This is a genomic window from Bacillus sp. SM2101 (genome assembly GCF_018588585.1).
Taxonomy (GTDB): domain Bacteria; phylum Bacillota; class Bacilli; order Bacillales; family SM2101; genus Nanhaiella; species Nanhaiella sioensis.
The window spans coordinates 26,994-46,019 of record NZ_JAEUFG010000019.1 but is presented as its reverse complement, the minus strand read 5'-3'; the positions used below and the strand labels follow the sequence as shown (position 1 = coordinate 46,019).

Annotated in this window: 17 protein-coding genes and 2 pseudogenes; 11 read left to right on the top strand and 8 right to left on the bottom strand. The window is 34.7% G+C overall.

Annotation, left to right across the window (positions count from 1 at the left end; translation table 11 throughout):
- The first annotated feature begins 41 nt into the window (after window positions 1–41).
- The 7 genes from JM172_RS17045 (at window position 42) to napH (ending at window position 5,991) form a co-directional block, all read left to right on the top strand.
- Window positions 42–629, top strand: coding sequence for a 4Fe-4S dicluster domain-containing protein (locus JM172_RS17045; RefSeq protein ID WP_214483582.1), 588 nt, complete (start codon window positions 42–44; stop codon window positions 627–629).
- Between the two features lie 46 nt (window positions 630–675).
- Complete coding sequence (gene napA / locus JM172_RS17040; RefSeq protein ID WP_214483581.1) at window positions 676–3,231, top strand: nitrate reductase catalytic subunit NapA; 2,556 nt, start codon at window positions 676–678, stop codon at window positions 3,229–3,231.
- An 11-nt stretch (window positions 3,232–3,242) separates the two neighbouring features.
- Window positions 3,243–3,656 (top strand): nitrate reductase cytochrome c-type subunit, encoded by a 414-nt coding sequence (locus JM172_RS17035; protein ID WP_214483580.1) that lies wholly within the window; start codon window positions 3,243–3,245, stop codon window positions 3,654–3,656.
- Between the two features lie 250 nt (window positions 3,657–3,906).
- A complete protein-coding gene (locus JM172_RS17030) occupies window positions 3,907–4,167 on the top strand; it encodes a chaperone NapD (RefSeq protein WP_214483579.1) in 261 nt (86 codons plus the stop codon).
- Window positions 4,164–4,718, top strand: coding sequence for a 4Fe-4S dicluster domain-containing protein (locus JM172_RS17025; protein WP_214483578.1), 555 nt, complete (start codon window positions 4,164–4,166; stop codon window positions 4,716–4,718). The genes JM172_RS17030 and JM172_RS17025 overlap by 4 nt, the downstream gene beginning before the upstream one ends.
- Before the next feature lie 22 nt (window positions 4,719–4,740).
- On the top strand, window positions 4,741–4,956 hold the full coding sequence (locus tag JM172_RS17020; protein ID WP_214483577.1) for a twin-arginine translocase TatA/TatE family subunit: 216 nt from the start codon (window positions 4,741–4,743) through the stop codon (window positions 4,954–4,956).
- A gap of 180 nt (window positions 4,957–5,136) precedes the next feature.
- Window positions 5,137–5,991, top strand: coding sequence for a quinol dehydrogenase ferredoxin subunit NapH (gene napH / locus JM172_RS17015; RefSeq protein ID WP_250886730.1), 855 nt, complete (start codon window positions 5,137–5,139; stop codon window positions 5,989–5,991).
- Between the two features lie 76 nt (window positions 5,992–6,067).
- On the opposite strand, the gene JM172_RS17010 is transcribed toward napH, so the two are convergent.
- From JM172_RS17010 to JM172_RS16995, 4 genes are all read right to left on the bottom strand, one after another.
- On the bottom strand, window positions 6,068–7,462 hold the full coding sequence (locus tag JM172_RS17010) for a sensor histidine kinase (protein WP_214483575.1): 1,395 nt from the start codon (window positions 7,460–7,462) through the stop codon (window positions 6,068–6,070).
- Window positions 7,459–8,163: a response regulator transcription factor gene (locus JM172_RS17005; protein WP_214483574.1), complete on the bottom strand. Its 705-nt coding sequence runs from the start codon at window positions 8,161–8,163 to the stop codon at window positions 7,459–7,461. Before JM172_RS17005 ends, JM172_RS17010 begins: the two co-directional genes overlap by 4 nt.
- A gap of 28 nt (window positions 8,164–8,191) precedes the next feature.
- The gene (locus JM172_RS17000; protein WP_214483573.1) at window positions 8,192–9,448 is read right to left on the bottom strand and encodes a hypothetical protein; all 1,257 of its coding nucleotides are present in this window, start codon (window positions 9,446–9,448) and stop codon (window positions 8,192–8,194) included.
- Between the two features lie 301 nt (window positions 9,449–9,749).
- Window positions 9,750–11,006 (bottom strand): hypothetical protein, encoded by a 1,257-nt coding sequence (locus JM172_RS16995; protein ID WP_214483572.1) that lies wholly within the window; start codon window positions 11,004–11,006, stop codon window positions 9,750–9,752.
- A 344-nt stretch (window positions 11,007–11,350) separates the two neighbouring features.
- Here JM172_RS16995 and JM172_RS16990 point away from each other — a divergent pair.
- Both JM172_RS16990 and JM172_RS16985 read left to right on the top strand, forming a co-directional pair.
- A pseudogene (locus JM172_RS16990) lies at window positions 11,351–11,572 on the top strand (ASCH domain-containing protein); the annotation flags it as partial.
- 157 nt (window positions 11,573–11,729) lie between these two features.
- A pseudogene (locus JM172_RS16985) lies at window positions 11,730–11,963 on the top strand (ASCH domain-containing protein); the annotation flags it as partial.
- Window positions 11,964–12,185: 222 nt separating this feature from the next.
- Here JM172_RS16985 and JM172_RS16980 read toward each other — a convergent pair.
- Window positions 12,186–13,391, bottom strand: coding sequence for a DUF418 domain-containing protein (locus JM172_RS16980; protein WP_214483569.1), 1,206 nt, complete (start codon window positions 13,389–13,391; stop codon window positions 12,186–12,188).
- A 132-nt stretch (window positions 13,392–13,523) separates the two neighbouring features.
- Here JM172_RS16980 and JM172_RS16975 point away from each other — a divergent pair, with 132 nt between their 5' ends.
- Both JM172_RS16975 and JM172_RS16970 read left to right on the top strand, forming a co-directional pair.
- Window positions 13,524–14,444: an ABC transporter ATP-binding protein gene (locus JM172_RS16975; protein WP_214483568.1), complete on the top strand. Its 921-nt coding sequence runs from the start codon at window positions 13,524–13,526 to the stop codon at window positions 14,442–14,444.
- 1 nt (window position 14,445) lies between these two features.
- Entirely contained in the window at window positions 14,446–15,231 is a 786-nt protein-coding gene (locus JM172_RS16970; protein WP_352223730.1) for an ABC transporter permease, read from the top strand.
- Between the two features lie 350 nt (window positions 15,232–15,581).
- Here the strand turns inward: JM172_RS16970 and JM172_RS16965 are convergent, their stop codons facing one another.
- From JM172_RS16965 to JM172_RS16955, 3 genes are all read right to left on the bottom strand, one after another.
- Window positions 15,582–15,770: a hypothetical protein gene (locus JM172_RS16965; RefSeq protein WP_214483566.1), complete on the bottom strand. Its 189-nt coding sequence runs from the start codon at window positions 15,768–15,770 to the stop codon at window positions 15,582–15,584.
- A 281-nt stretch (window positions 15,771–16,051) separates the two neighbouring features.
- Window positions 16,052–16,273, bottom strand: a complete 222-nt coding sequence (locus tag JM172_RS16960) for a MazG nucleotide pyrophosphohydrolase domain-containing protein (RefSeq protein ID WP_352223728.1) — start codon at window positions 16,271–16,273, stop codon at window positions 16,052–16,054.
- A gap of 219 nt (window positions 16,274–16,492) precedes the next feature.
- A complete protein-coding gene (locus JM172_RS16955) occupies window positions 16,493–18,643 on the bottom strand; it encodes an RCC1 domain-containing protein (protein ID WP_214483565.1) in 2,151 nt (716 codons plus the stop codon).
- Between the last annotated feature and the right edge of the window lie 383 nt (window positions 18,644–19,026).

Genomic DNA, 19,026 nt, shown 5'->3' with positions numbered 1-19,026 from the left:
TTAAGATCTTTGCTCAAGGAGGGGGGATCATTCTGAAAGGTATGAATCTGCTAAAAACATTAATAGGTGGTCTAGCTGCTTACGAATTACTTTCACTTATGAAAGGTGGAAACAAAACTGTTCTTCGTCCTCCTGGAGCAGCTGAAGAAGATGAATTTTTAGCACTATGTGTACGTTGTGGAAAGTGTAATCAAGCATGTCCGTATGACAGCATTAAGATGGGTACTGAGGCGCATGGTTTCGGCTTAGGTACACCATTTATTGAAGCTAGAGAAAATCCTTGTAGATTATGTGAAGATTTCCCTTGTGTTGAGGTTTGTCCTACAACTGCCTTATCTGGAATTAACCAAGTTGAAGACGTTCAAATGGGAACAGCAATCATTGATCCTGAACATTGTATCGCTTATGAGGGGGTGCGTTGTGAAGTATGTTATCGCGAATGTCCGCTTATTGATGAAGCGATTAAATTAGATATTTACCTAAAACCCGGTGACGATATTCATGCAGTGTTCGCCCCAATCATTGATGTCGATAAATGTGTAGGATGTGGGATTTGTGAACAAAGATGTGTTGTTGACAATCCTGTTGCAATTCGTGTGAAGCCACGAGAAGTAAGAGGATTGTTTTAGCTTTTATAAAAAGAAACAGAATTTGTAATGGGGGAGGAGTTATTTAATGGAGTTAACACGCAGATCTTTATTAAAAGCAACTGCAGTTTCCGCAACATTAGCAGTTGCAGGCTGTAAAAAGGATGAAGCGACAACACCAGTAGAACCACAAAATGATCCTGTCGTACAGGAAATGGCTAACGTTGAACCTGATGAATGGAAATCAACGGTATGTCGCTTCTGTGGGACTGGTTGTGGAGTACTCGTTGGTGTAAAAGATGGTAAAGTTGTTGCCACAAAAGGTGATCCTGACAACCGTTCGAGTCGTGGCTTAAATTGTATTAAAGGGTATTACGTAGGAAAGATTCTTTTTGGCAAAGATCGCTTAACGAAGCCATTAATTAGAGAAGACAAAAGTAAAAAAGGGACGATGGAAGGTTTTCGAGAGGCATCTTGGGAAGAAGCTTTAGATTTAGTTGCAAATAAATTAAAAGACAATCACGCTAAAGACCCTAAATCTATTGCCTTTTGGGGATCAGGTCAACAGACGATCACTGAAGGGTATGCATCAGTGAAGTTATGGAAAATAGGATTGTTAAATAATAATATTGATCCAAATGCACGTCTTTGTATGGCAAGTGCAGTTGCTGGATTTATGAAGACATTCCAATCAGATGAACCAATGGGATCTTATCGTGATTTAGATGAAGCTGATGTTTTTGTCACATGGGGAGCAAATATGGCAGAGATGCACCCAGTTCTATATTCACGTCTAACTGCAAGAAAATTAAGTGGTACGAATGTCAAACATTATGACTTAACAACGAGACCATCCCGTACTTCTGAAACTGCGGAATCCGTACTTGTCTTTAGACCGCAAACGGATTTAGCTATTGCGAATGCTATCGCCAACTATCTCATAGTCAATGATGCGTATGACAAGAAGTTTGTTGAAGAACATTGTCAGTTCAAAGCAGGTACCGAAAACCTTGGTCATACATTCGATGACAATTATGAAGCTACAGAGGTTGGAAAGGTTGCAGGGAAAGACTGGAATATAACATTTGAAGAATATAAACAAATGGTGAGTGAATACACGCTTGAAAAGGCCGCAGAATTATCTGGTGTTCCAGCTGAACAGATTGAAGAATTAGCAAAAGAGTTCGCTGATCCGAATAAAAAAATCATGTCACTTTGGACGATGGGAATGAACCAGCATACAAGAGGGACTTGGATTAACAATTTAGTATACAACCTTCACCTTATGACTGGTAAAATAAGTAAACCTGGTAACGGCCCATTTTCATTAACGGGCCAACCAAGTGCGTGTGGGACAGCTCGGGAGGTTGGTGTATTTGCACATCGTCTACCAGCTGACTTAGAGGTGAAAAAACCGGAACATAGACAATTTAGTGAATTGATTTGGAATCTTCCAAAAGGATACTTAGATCCGATTGAAACACCAGGATATCATACGGTCAAAATGTTCCGAGAATTGGGTAACGGAAATGTTAAGTTTATGTGGAGTATGTCAAACAACTGGGGACAAACGATGCCTAAGCTCAACCGCTTCAGAGGGAATGACCCTGACGGAAAAGGTGTGAAGGATGGATTTATCGTCGTATCTGAAGTTTATCCGACTCGTTCAACTGAGATGGCAGATGTTGTTTTTCCAGCATCCATGTGGGTGGAGAGAGAAGGACAATTTGGTAATGCTGAAAGACGTAGTAATGTTTTTGAAAAATGTACTGAACCGCCAGGTGAGGCAAAATGGGATTTATGGGCAATTGTTCAAGTAGCAAAACGTGTGCTTGAAGGTAAAAAAATAGGTGATAAAGATGCCTTTGATGTTATATTCGGCAATATTTGGGATTATGACAAAAATGATTTACTTGAGGACCAGCATGAAGTAAACAAAATACTTTGGGAAGAGTACCGAATGTTCTCTAATCCACATACGCATGAAAATCCTGAAGTACAGGAGCTCGGCAAGCAATTAAAGACTAAAGCAAAACAGTTAGCACCATATGAAGAGTACTTTAAGCAACACGGTATATGCTGGCCTGTTCGTGAAGTGAATGGCGAATGGCTCGAAACAAATTGGCGTTATTCGTATGGAAAACAAGAGGACGGTTTTGACCAATACAATATTGAGGAATTCGGTCAACCAGGAAGATATAAAGACATTGATTTTTATAAATCTACTGATCATAGACCTACGATTTTCTTCCGTCCATTTGAGGATGCATCTGAGATTCCAGATAAAGAGTATCCGTTTTGGTTATGCACTGGTCGCGTGTTGGAGCATTGGCATAGCGGTTCGATGACAAGACGTGTTCCAGAATTACACCGAGCAGTACCTGAGGCATTTTGTGAAATTCACCCTGAGGATGCAGAAGCATTGGGCATAAAAACAGGTGATATGGTCAAGGTTATTACACGTCGTGGTGAAGTGAAAGTGAAAGCTACGACAAAAGGGCGTGGAAATCCACCTAAAGGTCTTATCTACGTACCATTCTTTGCGGAAGAAACATTAATTAATTTAGCAACACTAGACACATATTGTCCGATTTCTAAACAACCCGACTATAAAAAATGTGCAGTTAAGATTGAAAAGGCTTAGGGGGTGAGCACATGAAAAAAAGAAATTTGTTATTATTTGTAATTACTGTATTAGTCTTTAGTCTTATTGGTTGTTCTAATGATACTGCAGATCCGGTGCAGCAAACAGAACCAGAAGTAACTGAAGAGCCTGCTGTTGAGACGGTCACATTACCACAATTATCATCTGATGACAGAGAAGATGCTGCATCGATGGTATTACAAGGAGCACCACCAATGCAACCAGATGACCATATTGACAGATGGAACCCTGAGTTACGATATGAAAGCTGTACTGCATGTCATGGAAATGAAGCAACAGGTGCGCCTACACCGCCTGCCGACCATTATGTAGATGACAAAATAGGCAATCCAATCTATAGAGATAACTGTATTCAGTGCCATGCTACACAAAACGATACAAAACCTGCTTTTAACCAACCATAAATGAAAAATATTATATCAATACAACGAGGTAAAGGTGGTTGTAAGTTTCTAAAGAAAAACTTTGCTGTCTACGAAAAAACAACAATACAGACAAAATATATCATGAAAAATATGTCATAAGTAGTACAACAGGCCTCACAATTTCAATATGCTGTACAAGAGTAAAAATTAATCAGCATATAGATTTTATCTAATGTGAGGTCAGTTTTATTTATTTTTCAGAAGATGTATGTGTAAAGGGGGAGATTTTATGGTGATTTCTGGCATCCTTATTGAGACGATTATAGGAAAAGCAAGGGAAGCTGCAACCGAACTTGAAAAAATTTCTGGAGTAGAGGTACATCATATTGAAGCTGAATCAAAGGTAATCATTACTCTAGAGGCAGATACGATTAATGATAGCTACGAAACATCGAAGTTATTTGAGGGAATTGAGGGTGTACTTACGGTATGTCTTGTGTATACAAATTTTGAGGGGCAACAAATCTCTGAGGTAGATGTTTTACAATGAAAGAGAAAATGACTAGGCGCAGTTTCTTTTCACTTAACATCAGTTCTACAATCGGCTTTATAGGGAATTTTATCGCACCACAAATAGAACAAGAGAGAGATTTTATTCGACCTCCAGGTGCAGAAAGTGAATTAGCCTTTTTAACTTCGTGTACTCGTTGTGGTATCTGTAAAGATGTATGTCCAGAAAATACGATATCTCTTTTTTCAATGAAACACGGAGCAAAGCTTACCAACACTCCCTATCTTGATCCTAATGATATTGCATGTACTTTTTGTGAAAAGTGTATTGATCATTGCCCTACAAGCGCGTTAAGTAAAGATGGCTTGATGCAAAACCCTGCCATAGGCAAAGCTGAAATCAAACAACAAAATTGTTTGGCTTTTCGTGAAGTGATGTGTGATTACTGTGTGAGGTCATGTCCTATTGATGGGGCATTAAAGATAATAAATGGGAAACCTACAGTTGATGATAAGCTTTGTAATGGATGCGGACTGTGTGTTTCTAGCTGTATTCAACAGTACAAAGGGATATTTGTAAATACTATATAAGCTTACTTTGGAGGGATCACGTATGTTATCGAATATTGGTGTACCAGGTCTTATCCTTATTCTCATCCTTGCTCTTGTCATATTTGGACCTAACAAGCTTCCAGAATTGGGGAGAGCAGTAGGGTCAACATTAAAAGAATTTAAAAAAGCAACAAAAGAATTAGTTGATGATACAGGCAAAGAAGTGATAGAAGCAAAGCAGGTTATTGAGGAAAGCACAGAGTCAGTAAAACAATAACGCTTTCAAGTACTTAAGGAAGGTCTGTTAATTTTCTAAAAAAATGTGTGTTTTCTAAGTAAACAATAATTTAATTTCAACTAGAGTTCAGATGTCTTCTCATCTTTAAAGTAATGTCAACCGTATAAAACCTTAAATATATATAATGATAACAAGGAACCTCATGTGAGGATGAGATGGATGAGATCGAAAAGAAAAACATATCGTAAATGGACAGTTGTACGAAGGTTCGTGCAGTTTTCAATTTTATTGTTGTTTCTTTCTCCATTGTTTTTCGTAGAAGTTGAGGGTGATAACTTCTTTTTCGGTTCATTATCATCCTCTAGTTTATTTGGAATTGTTCTATCAGATCCTTTTGCTACACTACAAGTTATGCTTGCTTCAAAAACCTTTCATTTAACTTTTATCGGTAGTGCGTTAATTATTTTGCTGTTTTATGTACTGATCCGTGGGAGAGTATTTTGTAGTTGGGTATGTCCAGTCAATACGATGTTAGATTTCATTGATAAAATTAGGGGAATTATCCAGTTGCCTGATAAACACATGGATAGGCATTTAAAGGTATACTTTGCTGGACTTGTTCTACTATTATCATTCGTAATTAGTGTACCAGTATTTGAGGTTTTCTCACCAATCGGATTTACGATGCGAAACATGTTATTCACTGGTGGAGTTGGTTTTTGGCTATTGCTCTTTATCATGTTATTTGACCTATTCATTTCTAAAAGAGGCTGGTGTCGATATATTTGTCCTCTTGGTGGCTTCTATCAAGCCATTGGTAGAGTTGGAATGTTTCGTGTGAAATTTGACCATGATTTATGTACGGGCTGTGATCGTTGTCGACAAGTTTGCTTCGCTGATCCAGATATCTTAGAACCTGCAATTAATCGTGAAGAGCAATATGTATCAGCAGGTGATTGTAGCCTTTGTGGCATGTGTGTTGATCACTGTCCAACAAACGCCTTAATAATAGCGATGCGAAAAAGCGATAATCTCAAAAACGAGTATTGGAACGATGAGCGGATAAAAGCATAAAAAATACTATGTTGATGGATACCTTCCAACAACATAGTATTTTTCTTATCATTGCAACAATTCTCCATCAGTTTTTTCACTTCTTTTTCGGGATGGTAACAGAAATGGTAGTTCCCTCATTAATTTTACTTTGAATGTTAAGAGTGCCGTGATGAAGATCAATTATTTTTTGAGATATTGCAAGTCCAAGGCCTGTTCCTTCTTTGTGGGCATTTGTTTGATAAAACATTTTCGTAATGTTAGATATTTCTTCTTCCTCAATACCGTTGCCTTCGTCCATTACAGTAACGATTACATTATCATTCGTTTCAGTACATGTAATAGTAATGCTACTGTTTTGTGGAGAATATTTAATCGCATTATCCAGTAAATTAATGAGCACTTGCTTCATACGATTCGGATCGATCTCACTTAATACTTGGGTATCTGAGGTATCGAAGATTATTGAAATATGTTTGTTTGATGCCTTTGCTTTCATTTGAGAAGTTACATCATTAATTAGTCTTGAAAGGTCTGTAGTTGATAAATTTAATCTAATCGAATCTCTGTTATATGCAGAGAAATCTAACAAGTCTTCTACTAAGCCTATTAATCGATCTGTTTCCTTTTGAATTATTGATAGTCCAAGAGTTGTCTCTTCTTTATTTGCTAAGTCCCCAGAGAGCATTGTTTCACTCCACCCTTTAATACTTGTAAGGGGTGTGCGAATTTCGTGGGATACTGAAGATATAAATTCGTTTTTCATTTTATCATTTTTCGTTAATTCTTCAGCCATATAATTAAAGGTCTTTGCTAGTGTACCAATTTCATCAATGTAAGATTCTTCTATTCTACTTTCAAAATTACCTTTCGCAATTTTTTTTGTTGCGCCTGTTAATTCATAGATTGGCTTAGCAATGGAGTTGGCTAAAGTATAACTAATAAGAAAGGTTGCAATCATAACGACAGCACCTATACTAATTGATATCCAATAGATATTTTGAACTGTCCGATCTACTTCTTCTAAGGAAGTAATATAGCGAATCACAGCATAAGGTTCACCCTCATCTATGAGGGGAGTAGAAACAGCGAGCAGTCTTTCATTTGCTACATCGTTATTCATATACCAAGAAATTGTTTTGCCCCTTAATGCCTCTTGTACATCTTTTGTTTTAATAAGCGATTCAATTCCAAAGCCACTCGATGTAGTTAAAACTCTTCCTTCTTCGTTTATGACTTGTAAATCTGCTCCTTCATGTATAAGGTTATCTCGAATAATGGACAAGTTCTGATCCAAATTCTGTTTTGTAATATTCATTTGTCGATTAGCTAAGGAAGCTGAAATTTCTGCATGGTTAATTAATGATTTTTCTATCCCATCATAATAATAAAAGTGAATGATACCGATAAAAATACCTTCAAATAGCGCTACTGTTAATAAAATAACAAGCGTATAATGTATAACAATGCGTCTCTTAATTCCAGTAATCATATTTCTTTATCGCTCCACTGGTATCCGTAACCCCAAACTGTGGATATAAGAGTAGGGTGAGAAGGGTCTTTTTCGATTTTTTGTCGCAGTCTACGAATATTTACATCAACTATTTTTGTATCACCTGGATAATCAAGCCCCCATACTTCATCAAGTAAATCATTGCGATTAAAAGGCTGTTCTTTGTTCTCGATAAGTAGCTTTAATAAAGCAAATTCGGTCGGTGTTAAGTCTATAAGTTGATCTCCTTTTTTAACTTGCTTTTTCTGAGGGAAAAGTTCCATAAATAAATCATTATTAACATTGTTAGGTTGCGAAATTTTCTTAGTTAACATGTTAACCCTTCTAATTAACGATTTAATTCGAGCTAATAGTTCTTTCGGACTGAATGGTTTATTGACATAATCATCAGCTCCAGTAATTAAACCTTGTACACGGTCAACTTCTTGAACTTTTGCTGTTAGCATAATGATACCAACACTTTCATTCTGCGCTCTAATATGTTTACAAACCTCAAACCCGTCCATCCCAGGTAACATAATATCTAATAAAATAATAGAAATTTCTGGATGTTCACGAGCGATTGAAAGGCCTTCTTCACCGTTATCTGCTTCAAGGACGTGATATCCTTCTCGTTTTAAATTAATTGTTATAAAGCTCCGAATACTTTCTTCATCTTCTATTACTAATATTGTATACATGTGTCCACCCTCCAATCTCTTTCTGAAGTTAAAAGTGAATTAGCTTAAAATGCTTCTGGAGTGTTTTATCAAAAAATGACGTATAAAAAACTCTCGTTTTTGTTCGAGCGAGCATGAATTCTTCTTTGGCTTGTTGTGCCTCAGATATAGGAGAAATAGTGATATCAAATAACTTTTCTCCATTGCTTGCTTTAATAAAGGTGATGCGAGAGCTTATATCACCTTGTAATAATGTAAAGTCACTATCCCATTCTGAAGGTATTTCAAAATAAAACCCATTTTCATAGTTATAATACCTTTCATTAACGAGGGATAGGGAGGTAAGGCCATCCCATTCATAATATGTGGTGATATAAGGAATCATCCGATAATGTATGTCCTCGTAAAAAGCTGGAACTCGCTCCTCGGCTATTTCCAATATGCCGTCATGATTAGTGTCCTCACTATTTATCATATTAAATTTGTAGAATCTAAATTGATCATTAAATGCTTGTTGAAGAGTGTTGTTTTCTACTGTAATGATCTCAGTACTGTAACTATTAGGACCAAGCGAATAATCAAGTAACACGCCTTTTTTTGATTCAGTCACAAAGCCATTAATGACATTGTAAAATCCAAGTGTGGAGTTTAACCTTAATTCATCAAGCACTATAGGTTGGTTATCCTGAAAGTTATATAGGGACAATATTGGGACTACATAAGGATTGGTAGATTCTAGTTCATATTTTACTACTATAAAATCTAATTGGTTATCTTGGTCTAGATCATCAATAACATATGTGTATAGAGGTGTATTAAGAATTTCTTTTAGCATACCCTCGTTATATTGAAATATGGACATTTGTTTTTCACTGTAGCCATTTTCACTTGTAGAACTGATAATTACTTCAGGGTGTCCATTATTTGTTAAGTCGAAAAATGTTAATTCTTCAATATATTGACCGTTAAGTTCAATTTGATCAACTACTGCCCAATCGTTGTTATTCTGTTTAAGTATTAAGCCAATTAATGTTTCAGACTGTTCTTTCTCTGTATAAAAAACTACACCTTCGTCATATTTATCGTCGTCAAGGTCTATTAAGGTGATTGTATTATTACTTTGCGTCTGCAATGGAGTAATTAATGTTGCATCGATAGGTAATAGCGCATCGATCGTGCTTTTTAAACTAGCCCTTTTCTTATCTAGTTGAGGTGGTTTCATTAGTTCGACGTTTGATTGAATAATATTACAGCCAGCTAGAAGAAAAACACTAAATAAGAACGAAGCATAATAAAACTTTTTCATTAAGGAATCCTCCTTAAATAATTGTTAATATATTCTAAATAAACTTTGTTATTTTAAGTTAAGAGCTTTTTGTCGCATAGTTTGTTGTTTTACTTCCTAAGTAATGGTCACGTACATAACGAGAACTCGTGGCAGCTTTCCCTATAAAACAAGGACAACCGAATAAAAATCACTTCTTGCGGTTCTATTTAACAATAGCAACAAAGTTTATGAAAAGAGCCTAAATTAATGAAAACGTTTAAAGAAGCTATTGAATTAATATCCCTAAATTGAGGTCAGTTCTTACTTCTTTAGCACTCCATTACCTGGATAGTAAATTAAAGTGTTGTAGAAGCGATTCATCATCAAAGTTAGTATAATAAACTCTAGTATTTGTTCTTGCAATTTCTATTTTATTTGGTAGTTCTTCTGCATCGGATATTGGAGATATGAAAATATCGAACAAAGGTTCATTTTCATTGATAGTAATAAAAGTAATTTGACTATCGTCGTCTGATAGATGCAATGTATAATTTTGTTCCCAGTCTGTTGGGATGTCAAAGTAGAAGCCATTACTATAGCTATAAAACCTTTCATTAATGAATATTAAGCCTGTTTTTCCATCCCACTGATAGAACCTAGTAATATAAGGAATCGTTGCATATGAGTTATTCTCATATCCGAATGGTATTCGAAGTGTTCCTATTTCTATTATGCCGTCATTATTTATATCCCCACTCTCGACGTGATAATCTTTCCACAAGGGATCAGGCTCTGTATAACTTCTTTGTAAATTGTTACGTAACGATTGGTTTTCAACAGTAATGATATTTGTAGAAGCAGAGCGGCTTCCAAGCCCAACATCAAGTAAAATTCCTTTTAGGGTAGGCGTAACAAGACCACTGACGACATTATAGTACGATCCTTCAAAAGGAAGTGAAATACTGTCAATAGAGACAAAGTTTTCACCTTCATAATGATACAAAGTGAGTACTGATGAAATGTCTTCATCGTGATAGATCGTAACGAAGTCTGCGATACCATCTTGATCTAAATCATCAATGACAATATTAGCTAGCTTGTCTGTATATATATTCATCATTTTTCCATTGTTTAATTTGAAAAGGTTATATTCCTTTTCTCGGGAGAAACGTGGGTATTCAACAGAAGAGCCTATAATTATCTCCGGAAATCCATCGTTAGTAATATCTGCAAAATCTAAATTAGTTAAATAAACACCATTTAATTGGATTTTATCTAAAACTTCCCAACCCTCATCCGTCTCCTTAAATATTAAGCTTATTAAGTGTTGTTTATCTTGTTCTTTTTGATAAATGATCACAGCTTCATCATTGCCATCTTTATCTAAATCTACGAGTGTGATCGTATTAAAATCGCCACTTTCTGTCGTACTAATCAATGTATCATCTTCACTTAATAATGAATCAACATAGCTTTTTAAACTTGCCTTTTTACTATCTAATTGAGGTGGCTTCATTAATTCGACATTTGGCTTAATAATATCACAGCCAGTTAGCAAAATAGCACCAAACAAGAACAATACAAAAAACTTTCTCATGAAGGAATCCTCCTGAATATATAAATAGTTTCCCAAAAGTTCTACGTATTATTTTTAAAGACTTCCGCTTTTGCTTGGGTAGTTGTTTTTTATGCTAAATAATCACTACTAATATAGAGAAAAACAATTAGGAAACAATTACAGAACTATTCCATCGGTATTATATCGAAAAACAGCGAATGAAGGGTAACAAAATAGTAACAAATTGTTTAATGTGATTATTGGAAGTCGTAGATATGAGTTTATGAATGTTTATTAAGCTTCCTAGACTCGACATAGAAAGCTTGAATGATATGAAGTATATTATGTAGTTTGACAATTATTTTGTCTAAGGAGAGAGGAAGATGAATAAAGCATCACAAATATATTTGGATGAATTTTGCAAGTCCCAAGGTCATGATGAGCAAAAATCAGTAAGTGCTTGGCAATTTGGAGCTAATCCAGACCATCTAGCTCAATTGGTGATAGATGGTATAAAAACAGCGACATGCTCTGGATTAATATTTTATGAAATTGAAAACAAGCCACTACCTGCTGTTGAAGATTATAGTATTGTATTAAATAGTAAGGCTCTTTTCGTAAACTTTGTTCCTTCTTTTACTTATATTTGAGTAGTTGATGTCTTATATTCTTTAGCGATGAAAAGATGCCACGAACGTTAGTTATAATCGTGCTTAGCTTTTGTTACGAACAACAACAATTCATGCGAAAACAGCACATAGTAAAGACGAACCTGTAGCAATTATTAAAACAGTAGAAGTGAAAATTATGCCAATGAATGAGGTTTCTGAGGATTTTGCTGTTGCAGAAGGCGAAGGGGATAGAACTTACGAATATTGGAAAGATGCTCACGTGAAATTCTTCTCTAATGAGTTAAGTAATTTAGGGATTGAATTTTCAGAGGATATGATCGTTGTATGTGAACGTTTTAAATTAATCGATGTAAAAAACAATTGATTTAACGCTTGGAATTTATTCCAAGCGTTATTGTATATTTCAGATTTGTTATAAGTTATTTATTTTTTTAAATAAGGTTCTCTTCGTAAACTTTGTTGCTATTTGTACTACAACATTTTTAGAACTCAATAATAGAAAAGATGACCTTAACGTTAGGTATTTACGTGTTTATATCTAAGAACGAAAAGCAAAAATCAATGAGAAAAGCCTTTTCAAATATAGTTAGTTCGAAGAACGGATTTTAGTTAATCTTTGAACTTTTCCATAAGTTATCGTTCTCCATATCCATTCAAACGGTCCGAATTGAAATCGACGAAGCCAAATGTAGCTAAAAATGATTTGAACCGGAAAGATAATAATGGTTATGATAAGACCTTGCCATAAAGTGATTTTGGAGTATAATCCAAAGCCAAAGAATAGAATAAAACAAATTATTGTTTGACCAAGGTAGTTGGTCAGCGCCATTTGACCTGCATAACGCAGTGGCTGTAATAACTTTTGCCATAATTCACTTTCTAGCAACAGTATAATTGTCACAATATAAAAAATAGAGAGAAGCATTCCGCTAAAACTTACAAAAAAGTAGTTCTGCGCACTAAACATAAAATTTACTGATTCATGCTGGCTGTACAGATAAATGATCATAGCTAATGATGGAATACTAAGCAGCAGGGTGATGAGCTGAGTTCTTTTAAGTTGTTTTTTCAATGTTGATACTCTTCGGAATAAATCGATTTTACCAGCGAACAAGCCGAGTAAAAATGTCCCTAATATGTCTGGTAAGATTAGTGGAAGATTAACTAATAGCATTGGGACCTCGTTGGATATTCTCCAGTTCATTAATTGAACATAAGAAAATGTTTGAAAGGCATACTTTTTTTCAATCCCCTCTGCCATTGTCTCTTGAACAATTTGTTCATTTAAATCTACATCTGTGAATGATTCAGATAGTTGGGCAAATAACGCTGAGACACCCATGAGCAACTGAAATGAAAGAAGAAGGACGAAAGCCCAAATCAATATTGTTTTTGCTTTTCTACGATAGAATAGTAGTAGAAAAAAGCCTGCTATCGCATATGTATGTAGTATATCTCCATGCCAAAAAAGGAGGATGTGAAGTACTCCAAATAGTAAAAGTGCTAATAATCTTTTTGAAAACAACCAATTAACGTTTGCACCCCTCGCTTCTGCACGAGTCATAAAAATATAAAATCCTAGCCCAAATAGAAACGAAAAAATAGTATAAAATTTTGTTTGAACGAATAAATCAAATAATAGCCTTATCGTTTTATCGATTCCTGTATATGTCATAAATTCACTGCCAGAAAAAGAAGGCATATTTACTAAGAATATACCAAAAAGTGCAAAACCTCTAATAATGTCTAATGATACGATCCTATCTTTTCCTAAAGTGGATACGCTATTCATGTTATTTCCTCCTTATATAGACATAATGTATTACAATTATATAGTATTAATTAGGAAAATGTTACAAATAATGAAACTAAAGCTAGTTATAAACGTATAATAATAGACCTATATCAAATAGGAGGGGATATGATGGAAGTTTCATTGCAAATTAAACACCTTACGAAGGACATAGGTAATAAGAGAATTATAGATGATTTGACATTTGAGGTTTATCAAGGTGAAGTATTTGGTTTTCTTGGTCCGAATGGTGCTGGAAAAACTACGACTATACGGATGCTTGTCGGCTTGATGTCTATCACCTCAGGTGAGGTTCATATTAAAGGAGTAAACCTAAAAAAGAACTTTGAAGAAGCTCTTAGTCATGTAGGTGGAATAGTTGAAAATCCTGAAATGTATAAGTATTTATCAGGTTATCAAAATTTAGTTCATTACTCACGAATGATCAAGGGTATAACAAAGGAACGAATTGACGAGGTTGTTCGTTTAGTTGGACTCGAAAACAGAATAAAAAATAAAGTGAAAACCTATTCTCTCGGCATGCGCCAACGCCTAGGATTAGCACAAGCATTGTTACATAAACCATCATTGCTAATACTAGATGAACCTACAAATGGGCTTGACCCTGCAGGGATTCGAGAGGTAAGAGATTATTTACGTAAATTAGCGAGAGAAGAAGGATTAGCGGTGATTGTCTCAAGTCATCTGCTATCCGAAATGGAGCTGATGTGTGATCGAATTGCGATCATACAGCATGGTAAGTTGATCGGAGTTCAGCAGGTGAATGAATTTGTGAACGAGGGGGAAAAACTGAGAGTGTCGTTTTCAGTCGACTCTGTCGATCAAGCACAAGCAACGATTGACGCAGAATTTCCGACTATTACATCTCATATTCAACACGATAGAGTAGAAGTTGAAATTGAAAGAGAAAGTATACCTGAGCTTGTTACAAGTCTTGTACATAAGCAAGTGAAAATATATGAAATTGAACAAAAATCAAAATCTCTTGAAGATAGATTTTTAGAAGTGACTGGAGGGAATGTCATTGACTAATATGCTCTCACTTATTAGAAATGAGAATATGAAAATATATCGTCGTATATCTACATGGATACTGCTGGGCATATTAATTACATTTGTAACCATTTTTGGAGTAGCCTTAAAAGTAAATGCCCCTGAAGCAATTACTATGTGGACATTCATAGAAGAATCAAGTGGTTTAACAGTAATCATTACATTGTTTACTGTTATAATTGCTGGTGGAATTGTTGCTACAGAATTTACACAAGGTACGATTAAGCTACTCCTCATTCGTCCTGTTAGTAGAACGAAAATACTGCTCTCAAAATATTTGTCGACGATGCTTTTTGCTTTAACGACGCTCATGCTATTATTTGTTACCGCCTTTTTGTTAGGTGGATTATTATTTGGATTTGAAAGCTTTACAGATCCATATATTGCCCCTGATAGTACAGTAGAAAAATCTATGCTCGCGCATGTATTAAGCTTATACGGTTTAAATTTCGTGGACGTTTTGATGATGTCAACATTTGCGTTTATGATATCTACTGTGTTTAGAAGTAGCTCATTATCAATAGGATTGGCTATATTCTTAATGTTTGCTGGTTCTACAGCTGTCATGCTTTTAATAGGTATTGGATATGAAGAATGGGCAAAGTATCTATTATTTGCCAATACAGACCTTACCCAACATATTAACAATCGTCCATTAGTAGAAGGGACGACAATGAGATTTTCAATCAGTGTCCTCATTGTATATTTTGCTATCTTTGTTGGGCTATCTTGGATTGTCTTTAACAAAAGAGATGTAGCTGCATAGTACTTGTCTGTCCAATATGTTGTTATATGTAAAGCATCCAAAGGAAAATTGACCTTTGGATGCTTCTTCGATGATAGAGAAGCTAGTGTGTAAGTAATATCGTTTGAAAAATAATAAAGTTGTTACAAACATCATAGTTACATAAAAATGATAGTAACCGTATTCCACACAATGAACAGGTTGTGTAACAACTAGGAATTATGGAATTTTGAGATGATACTTATTAAGTTAAAGGGCAGGGTCATTTAGAATTAAGGAGTGATTAAAATTAGAAATACTTCAAAATTGTTAGGCATACTAGGAGGTTTCTCCAGCATATTTTTATGGATTATATTTAACTATTATAATCCTTATTCAAACCTAAAAGATACTGAACCGATGATAATTACATTTGTAATGTTGTTCCTTCCTGCTTGTTTAGCAATTGTAGCTTCTATAAAACTTAAAAAACATTTAATGTTAATCGCATTTTTGTGGTCACTTCCAATCAGTTTATATACAATGGGTACCCCTGGAATTTTTGCTTTATTTGGAGTCACGAGTATTACTTATTTAATTAGTTTTCTTTTTATGATATTAGTCAAGAAAAGGGATGCATTAGGCCATTGATTTTATTCTAGTAGCTAAATATGTTAGATATTACCTTAAAAGGCTCTTTATTAAAAACGCATGTGTAATTATGAAGTGTTTAACAGGGGTGACCAAGACTCTTGCACATGTTGAAATGTGTAGGTACTGACGCCATTCAAAGAGAGTTAGCATGACGACACTACACCTACACCGTTACCCCAATAGTGTGCAACGGTGCAGTAGGGTAGATTTAAGTGGTATACTTCGTTATATTTATTTTCACTTGTAAATGAAAGCTTGCAGTTAAATCAATGTCATAAATATTTGCTATAGCTATTAAGTAATAAAGAACATCATATAATTCCTCTTCAATCGTCCCTGATTGTTGTAAGCTTTGAACTTTAAGAATAACCTCAGACAATTCTCCAACTTCTTCAACTAGCTTGAGAGAGCTCTTTTCGTAAACTTTAATGCTATAGATCTTAAAACTGAAGATGAAAACGTCGCTTTCTCAACAGTCATCGTTTATAGAAGAAAAGATACCCGAAACCTAGTTGATTTTTGTCAAAGAAACAACATCCTATATGAGAACAGCCTTTGAGAATGTATGCATATTTCATAGAGGATTATGGGCATTATGTCGTAAATAGGCTGTTTCATATTTTATTTAACATCTTTTGTTTGTTGCTATTTAATTCAAAATAACTGGTTTAACTTGTTTTGTATAATTGAAGTACAAAAAGGGATTCGCACCAAAGAGATTAATGCTGCCGTCCTTCATAACAAATACATGATAATGAAGACCTGGTCCTTCTATTCCGTATGCATAAAGTGATTCGGTTAAATGTATATCATCTAAATTATTAATGTGGGTTATTAACGGGGTTCCCACAATATTATGGTCTTTCATCTCAGCGGAATTATCGATTGTAACATTTCCTGTAATTAAATGAATATTCTCAAGTACTTTCTCATGTGTGAAGTTATTGTCTTCATCTAGATTTATTCCATATAAGTTTCCCTCTGAATCTAACGCACGTACTGAACCTGCTAGAACAGTTTTATTGTATCCGCTATCTGGAGCATAATCATAGCTTAAGTCAACGATATTGTGCAAATTCTCAATCGGTTTCATAATAATTGTGTCATCTAATATTTGATCTTCGTAATAAACCGTTCCGTCGGTTGTTAAAATAAACGTTTTATTAAAGCTGTAAATATTTTTGATTTCTGTATGTTGGTCTTTTTCAAAGGTAATTGTTTTATAGTGGTTATTGTTAAAGGTCCAATGATATAATTTATCATCCTCACTTTGAATTGCTATGTCTGATCCATATGTATATATGTTTTTAATAGGGAAATCAGTTTCCAAAGTGTCACAACCTTCTTCACTTAAATCATAGATTATTTTTCCATTAGAAGTTAAGAAAATTGGTTGTCTCATATTGCTTATCATCGTTTGTACATCTTCAGAGATGTCTAATTGTTTTAGCTCGATATCATGGGTTACTGTCCAAATCTGTCCTTTACGGAGTATATATATTGTCTTACTAGTGGGAAGAATTTGGTCTATGTCTGACATAGTTCCGATTGCAGTAAGGTGTTGAAAGATAGTCGGGGAAGTTCCAAGCTGTCCGGTCATATTATTTCCCCAAGTATAAACATTTCCATTACGACTCAATGCTAATACGTGATCTGTACCTACTTGTATGTCAATAATGTCAGTCAAGCCTTCAATCTGTATTGGAGTGTCCAGTTCAAAAGAATTAGAATGAATTATATGTCCATTTTGATCCCCCCACCCCCAAACCGTTCCATCGTTCTTTAATGCAAAATTAGCATGAGTATTATGAGCTATCTTTTTTACATCGTCCAGTTTTTCAAATGGTGTTAACTTAGGTGGTGACTCATGTTCTTTTTGGTAGATTAGCCATTTTCCTGATTGCAATTTTACAAAGGTACTATTGATGTTAAATCCTTCAGCGACGTCAATTACAGTATCAGCAATATTTACTTGATTAGCAATTGGCTCCTTCGCATTACTAAATAAATTATTATTATATTCTTCAGTCCATAAAGTACCATCCGTTTTTATTGCAAAAAGAGTATTGTCAAAATTAAAGAGTTTACTAACATTTGTTATATTTGATAAAGGAGTTGCTGAGAAAGTGTTTGTATTATATTGAAAGCTGACATGAATAATCGTACCATCCTCTGTTAAAGCAAAAAGCGTGTCTGGTCTTACTTCATTAATACCTACAATATTTGTTAATGAAGATAACATAAATGGTTTGCCACCTTCATTTAAATACCATACTTCACCTGATTCGGTTAAAATAAATTCACCTGATATTGAAGTGGCTTGTGGAATATCGTTTATAAGTTGAGGAAAGGCCGTGTTCCTATCTCTAGGATACTCATTTCTAGAGCCCCAAGCATATACGTTGCCATTTTCATGTAATGCATAAGATGTTCCATAATGTGATCCATAACTTGCTTCATCGATAATTGTTTTAGTTGATATTGCTTTTATATCCGCTAATAATTCTCCTTCAATGAATGGCTCCGAAAGAAGTAACGATGTGTTGCTGTTATCTTGCTTTAAAAACATGTCAGCAATGCAAGGTGTAGTTGTAAATTGAGCCTTTGGTTCTTCATCGAAAGTTTCTTCAACAATACTATTGTCTTCCTTTACTTGATCTCCTTGAGTGGAGTCAATAGAAATTGATTCCTCTTGATTTTGATTAGTAGCTTGATCTTGTTGAATGGGACGATTACATGCTGTACTCAAAAAGATGACTAATAATATAACACAGTTAAGTAGTACTCTTTTTGTAAGCATCTTTTGCTCCTCCTTATGTAAATGTAAGCATTCGGACAAATAAATATAGGTCCTCTTTACAAATTATAGTAAATTCATTGTTAATTATATATTAAGCTATGATTTGATAAAATGATTATTTTGAGTTTTCAAATATTATTATCGTGCTTCTATTTAACACATAATCTAATGAAATATTGTCTTTTGTAAGAGGCTCTTTCAACCGATAAGAAAAAGTGCCAAGAATGCTAAATAAATACTAAAGTACGAGAAATAACAATTAACGCAAAAAGAGCTTTATAAAAAAGTATAGCTAACCTCAAAAACTTTGTTGCTACTGTCACGAACTTAGCACTTCTAGAAGAATTCTGATTGCATTTCATCTAACGAAGAAAGGGTGCTTC

Coding starts and splice junctions, on each gene's coding strand:
- JM172_RS17045 (WP_214483582.1), top strand. CDS start 42: ATGAATCTGCTAAAAACATTAATAGGTGGTCTAGCTGCTTACGAATTA.
- napH (WP_250886730.1), top strand. CDS start 5,137: ATGAGATCGAAAAGAAAAACATATCGTAAATGGACAGTTGTACGAAGG.
- JM172_RS16955 (WP_214483565.1), bottom strand. CDS start 18,643: ATGCTTACAAAAAGAGTACTACTTAACTGTGTTATATTATTAGTCATC.
- JM172_RS17025 (WP_214483578.1), top strand. CDS start 4,164: ATGAAAGAGAAAATGACTAGGCGCAGTTTCTTTTCACTTAACATCAGT.
- JM172_RS16995 (WP_214483572.1), bottom strand. CDS start 11,006: ATGAGAAAGTTTTTTGTATTGTTCTTGTTTGGTGCTATTTTGCTAACT.
- JM172_RS17035 (WP_214483580.1), top strand. CDS start 3,243: ATGAAAAAAAGAAATTTGTTATTATTTGTAATTACTGTATTAGTCTTT.
- JM172_RS17030 (WP_214483579.1), top strand. CDS start 3,907: ATGGTGATTTCTGGCATCCTTATTGAGACGATTATAGGAAAAGCAAGG.
- JM172_RS17000 (WP_214483573.1), bottom strand. CDS start 9,448: ATGAAAAAGTTTTATTATGCTTCGTTCTTATTTAGTGTTTTTCTTCTA.
- JM172_RS17010 (WP_214483575.1), bottom strand. CDS start 7,462: ATGATTACTGGAATTAAGAGACGCATTGTTATACATTATACGCTTGTT.
- JM172_RS16980 (WP_214483569.1), bottom strand. CDS start 13,391: ATGAATAGCGTATCCACTTTAGGAAAAGATAGGATCGTATCATTAGAC.
- JM172_RS16975 (WP_214483568.1), top strand. CDS start 13,524: ATGGAAGTTTCATTGCAAATTAAACACCTTACGAAGGACATAGGTAAT.
- napA (WP_214483581.1), top strand. CDS start 676: ATGGAGTTAACACGCAGATCTTTATTAAAAGCAACTGCAGTTTCCGCA.
- JM172_RS17005 (WP_214483574.1), bottom strand. CDS start 8,163: ATGTATACAATATTAGTAATAGAAGATGAAGAAAGTATTCGGAGCTTT.
- JM172_RS17020 (WP_214483577.1), top strand. CDS start 4,741: ATGTTATCGAATATTGGTGTACCAGGTCTTATCCTTATTCTCATCCTT.
- JM172_RS16970 (WP_352223730.1), top strand. CDS start 14,446: ATGCTCTCACTTATTAGAAATGAGAATATGAAAATATATCGTCGTATA.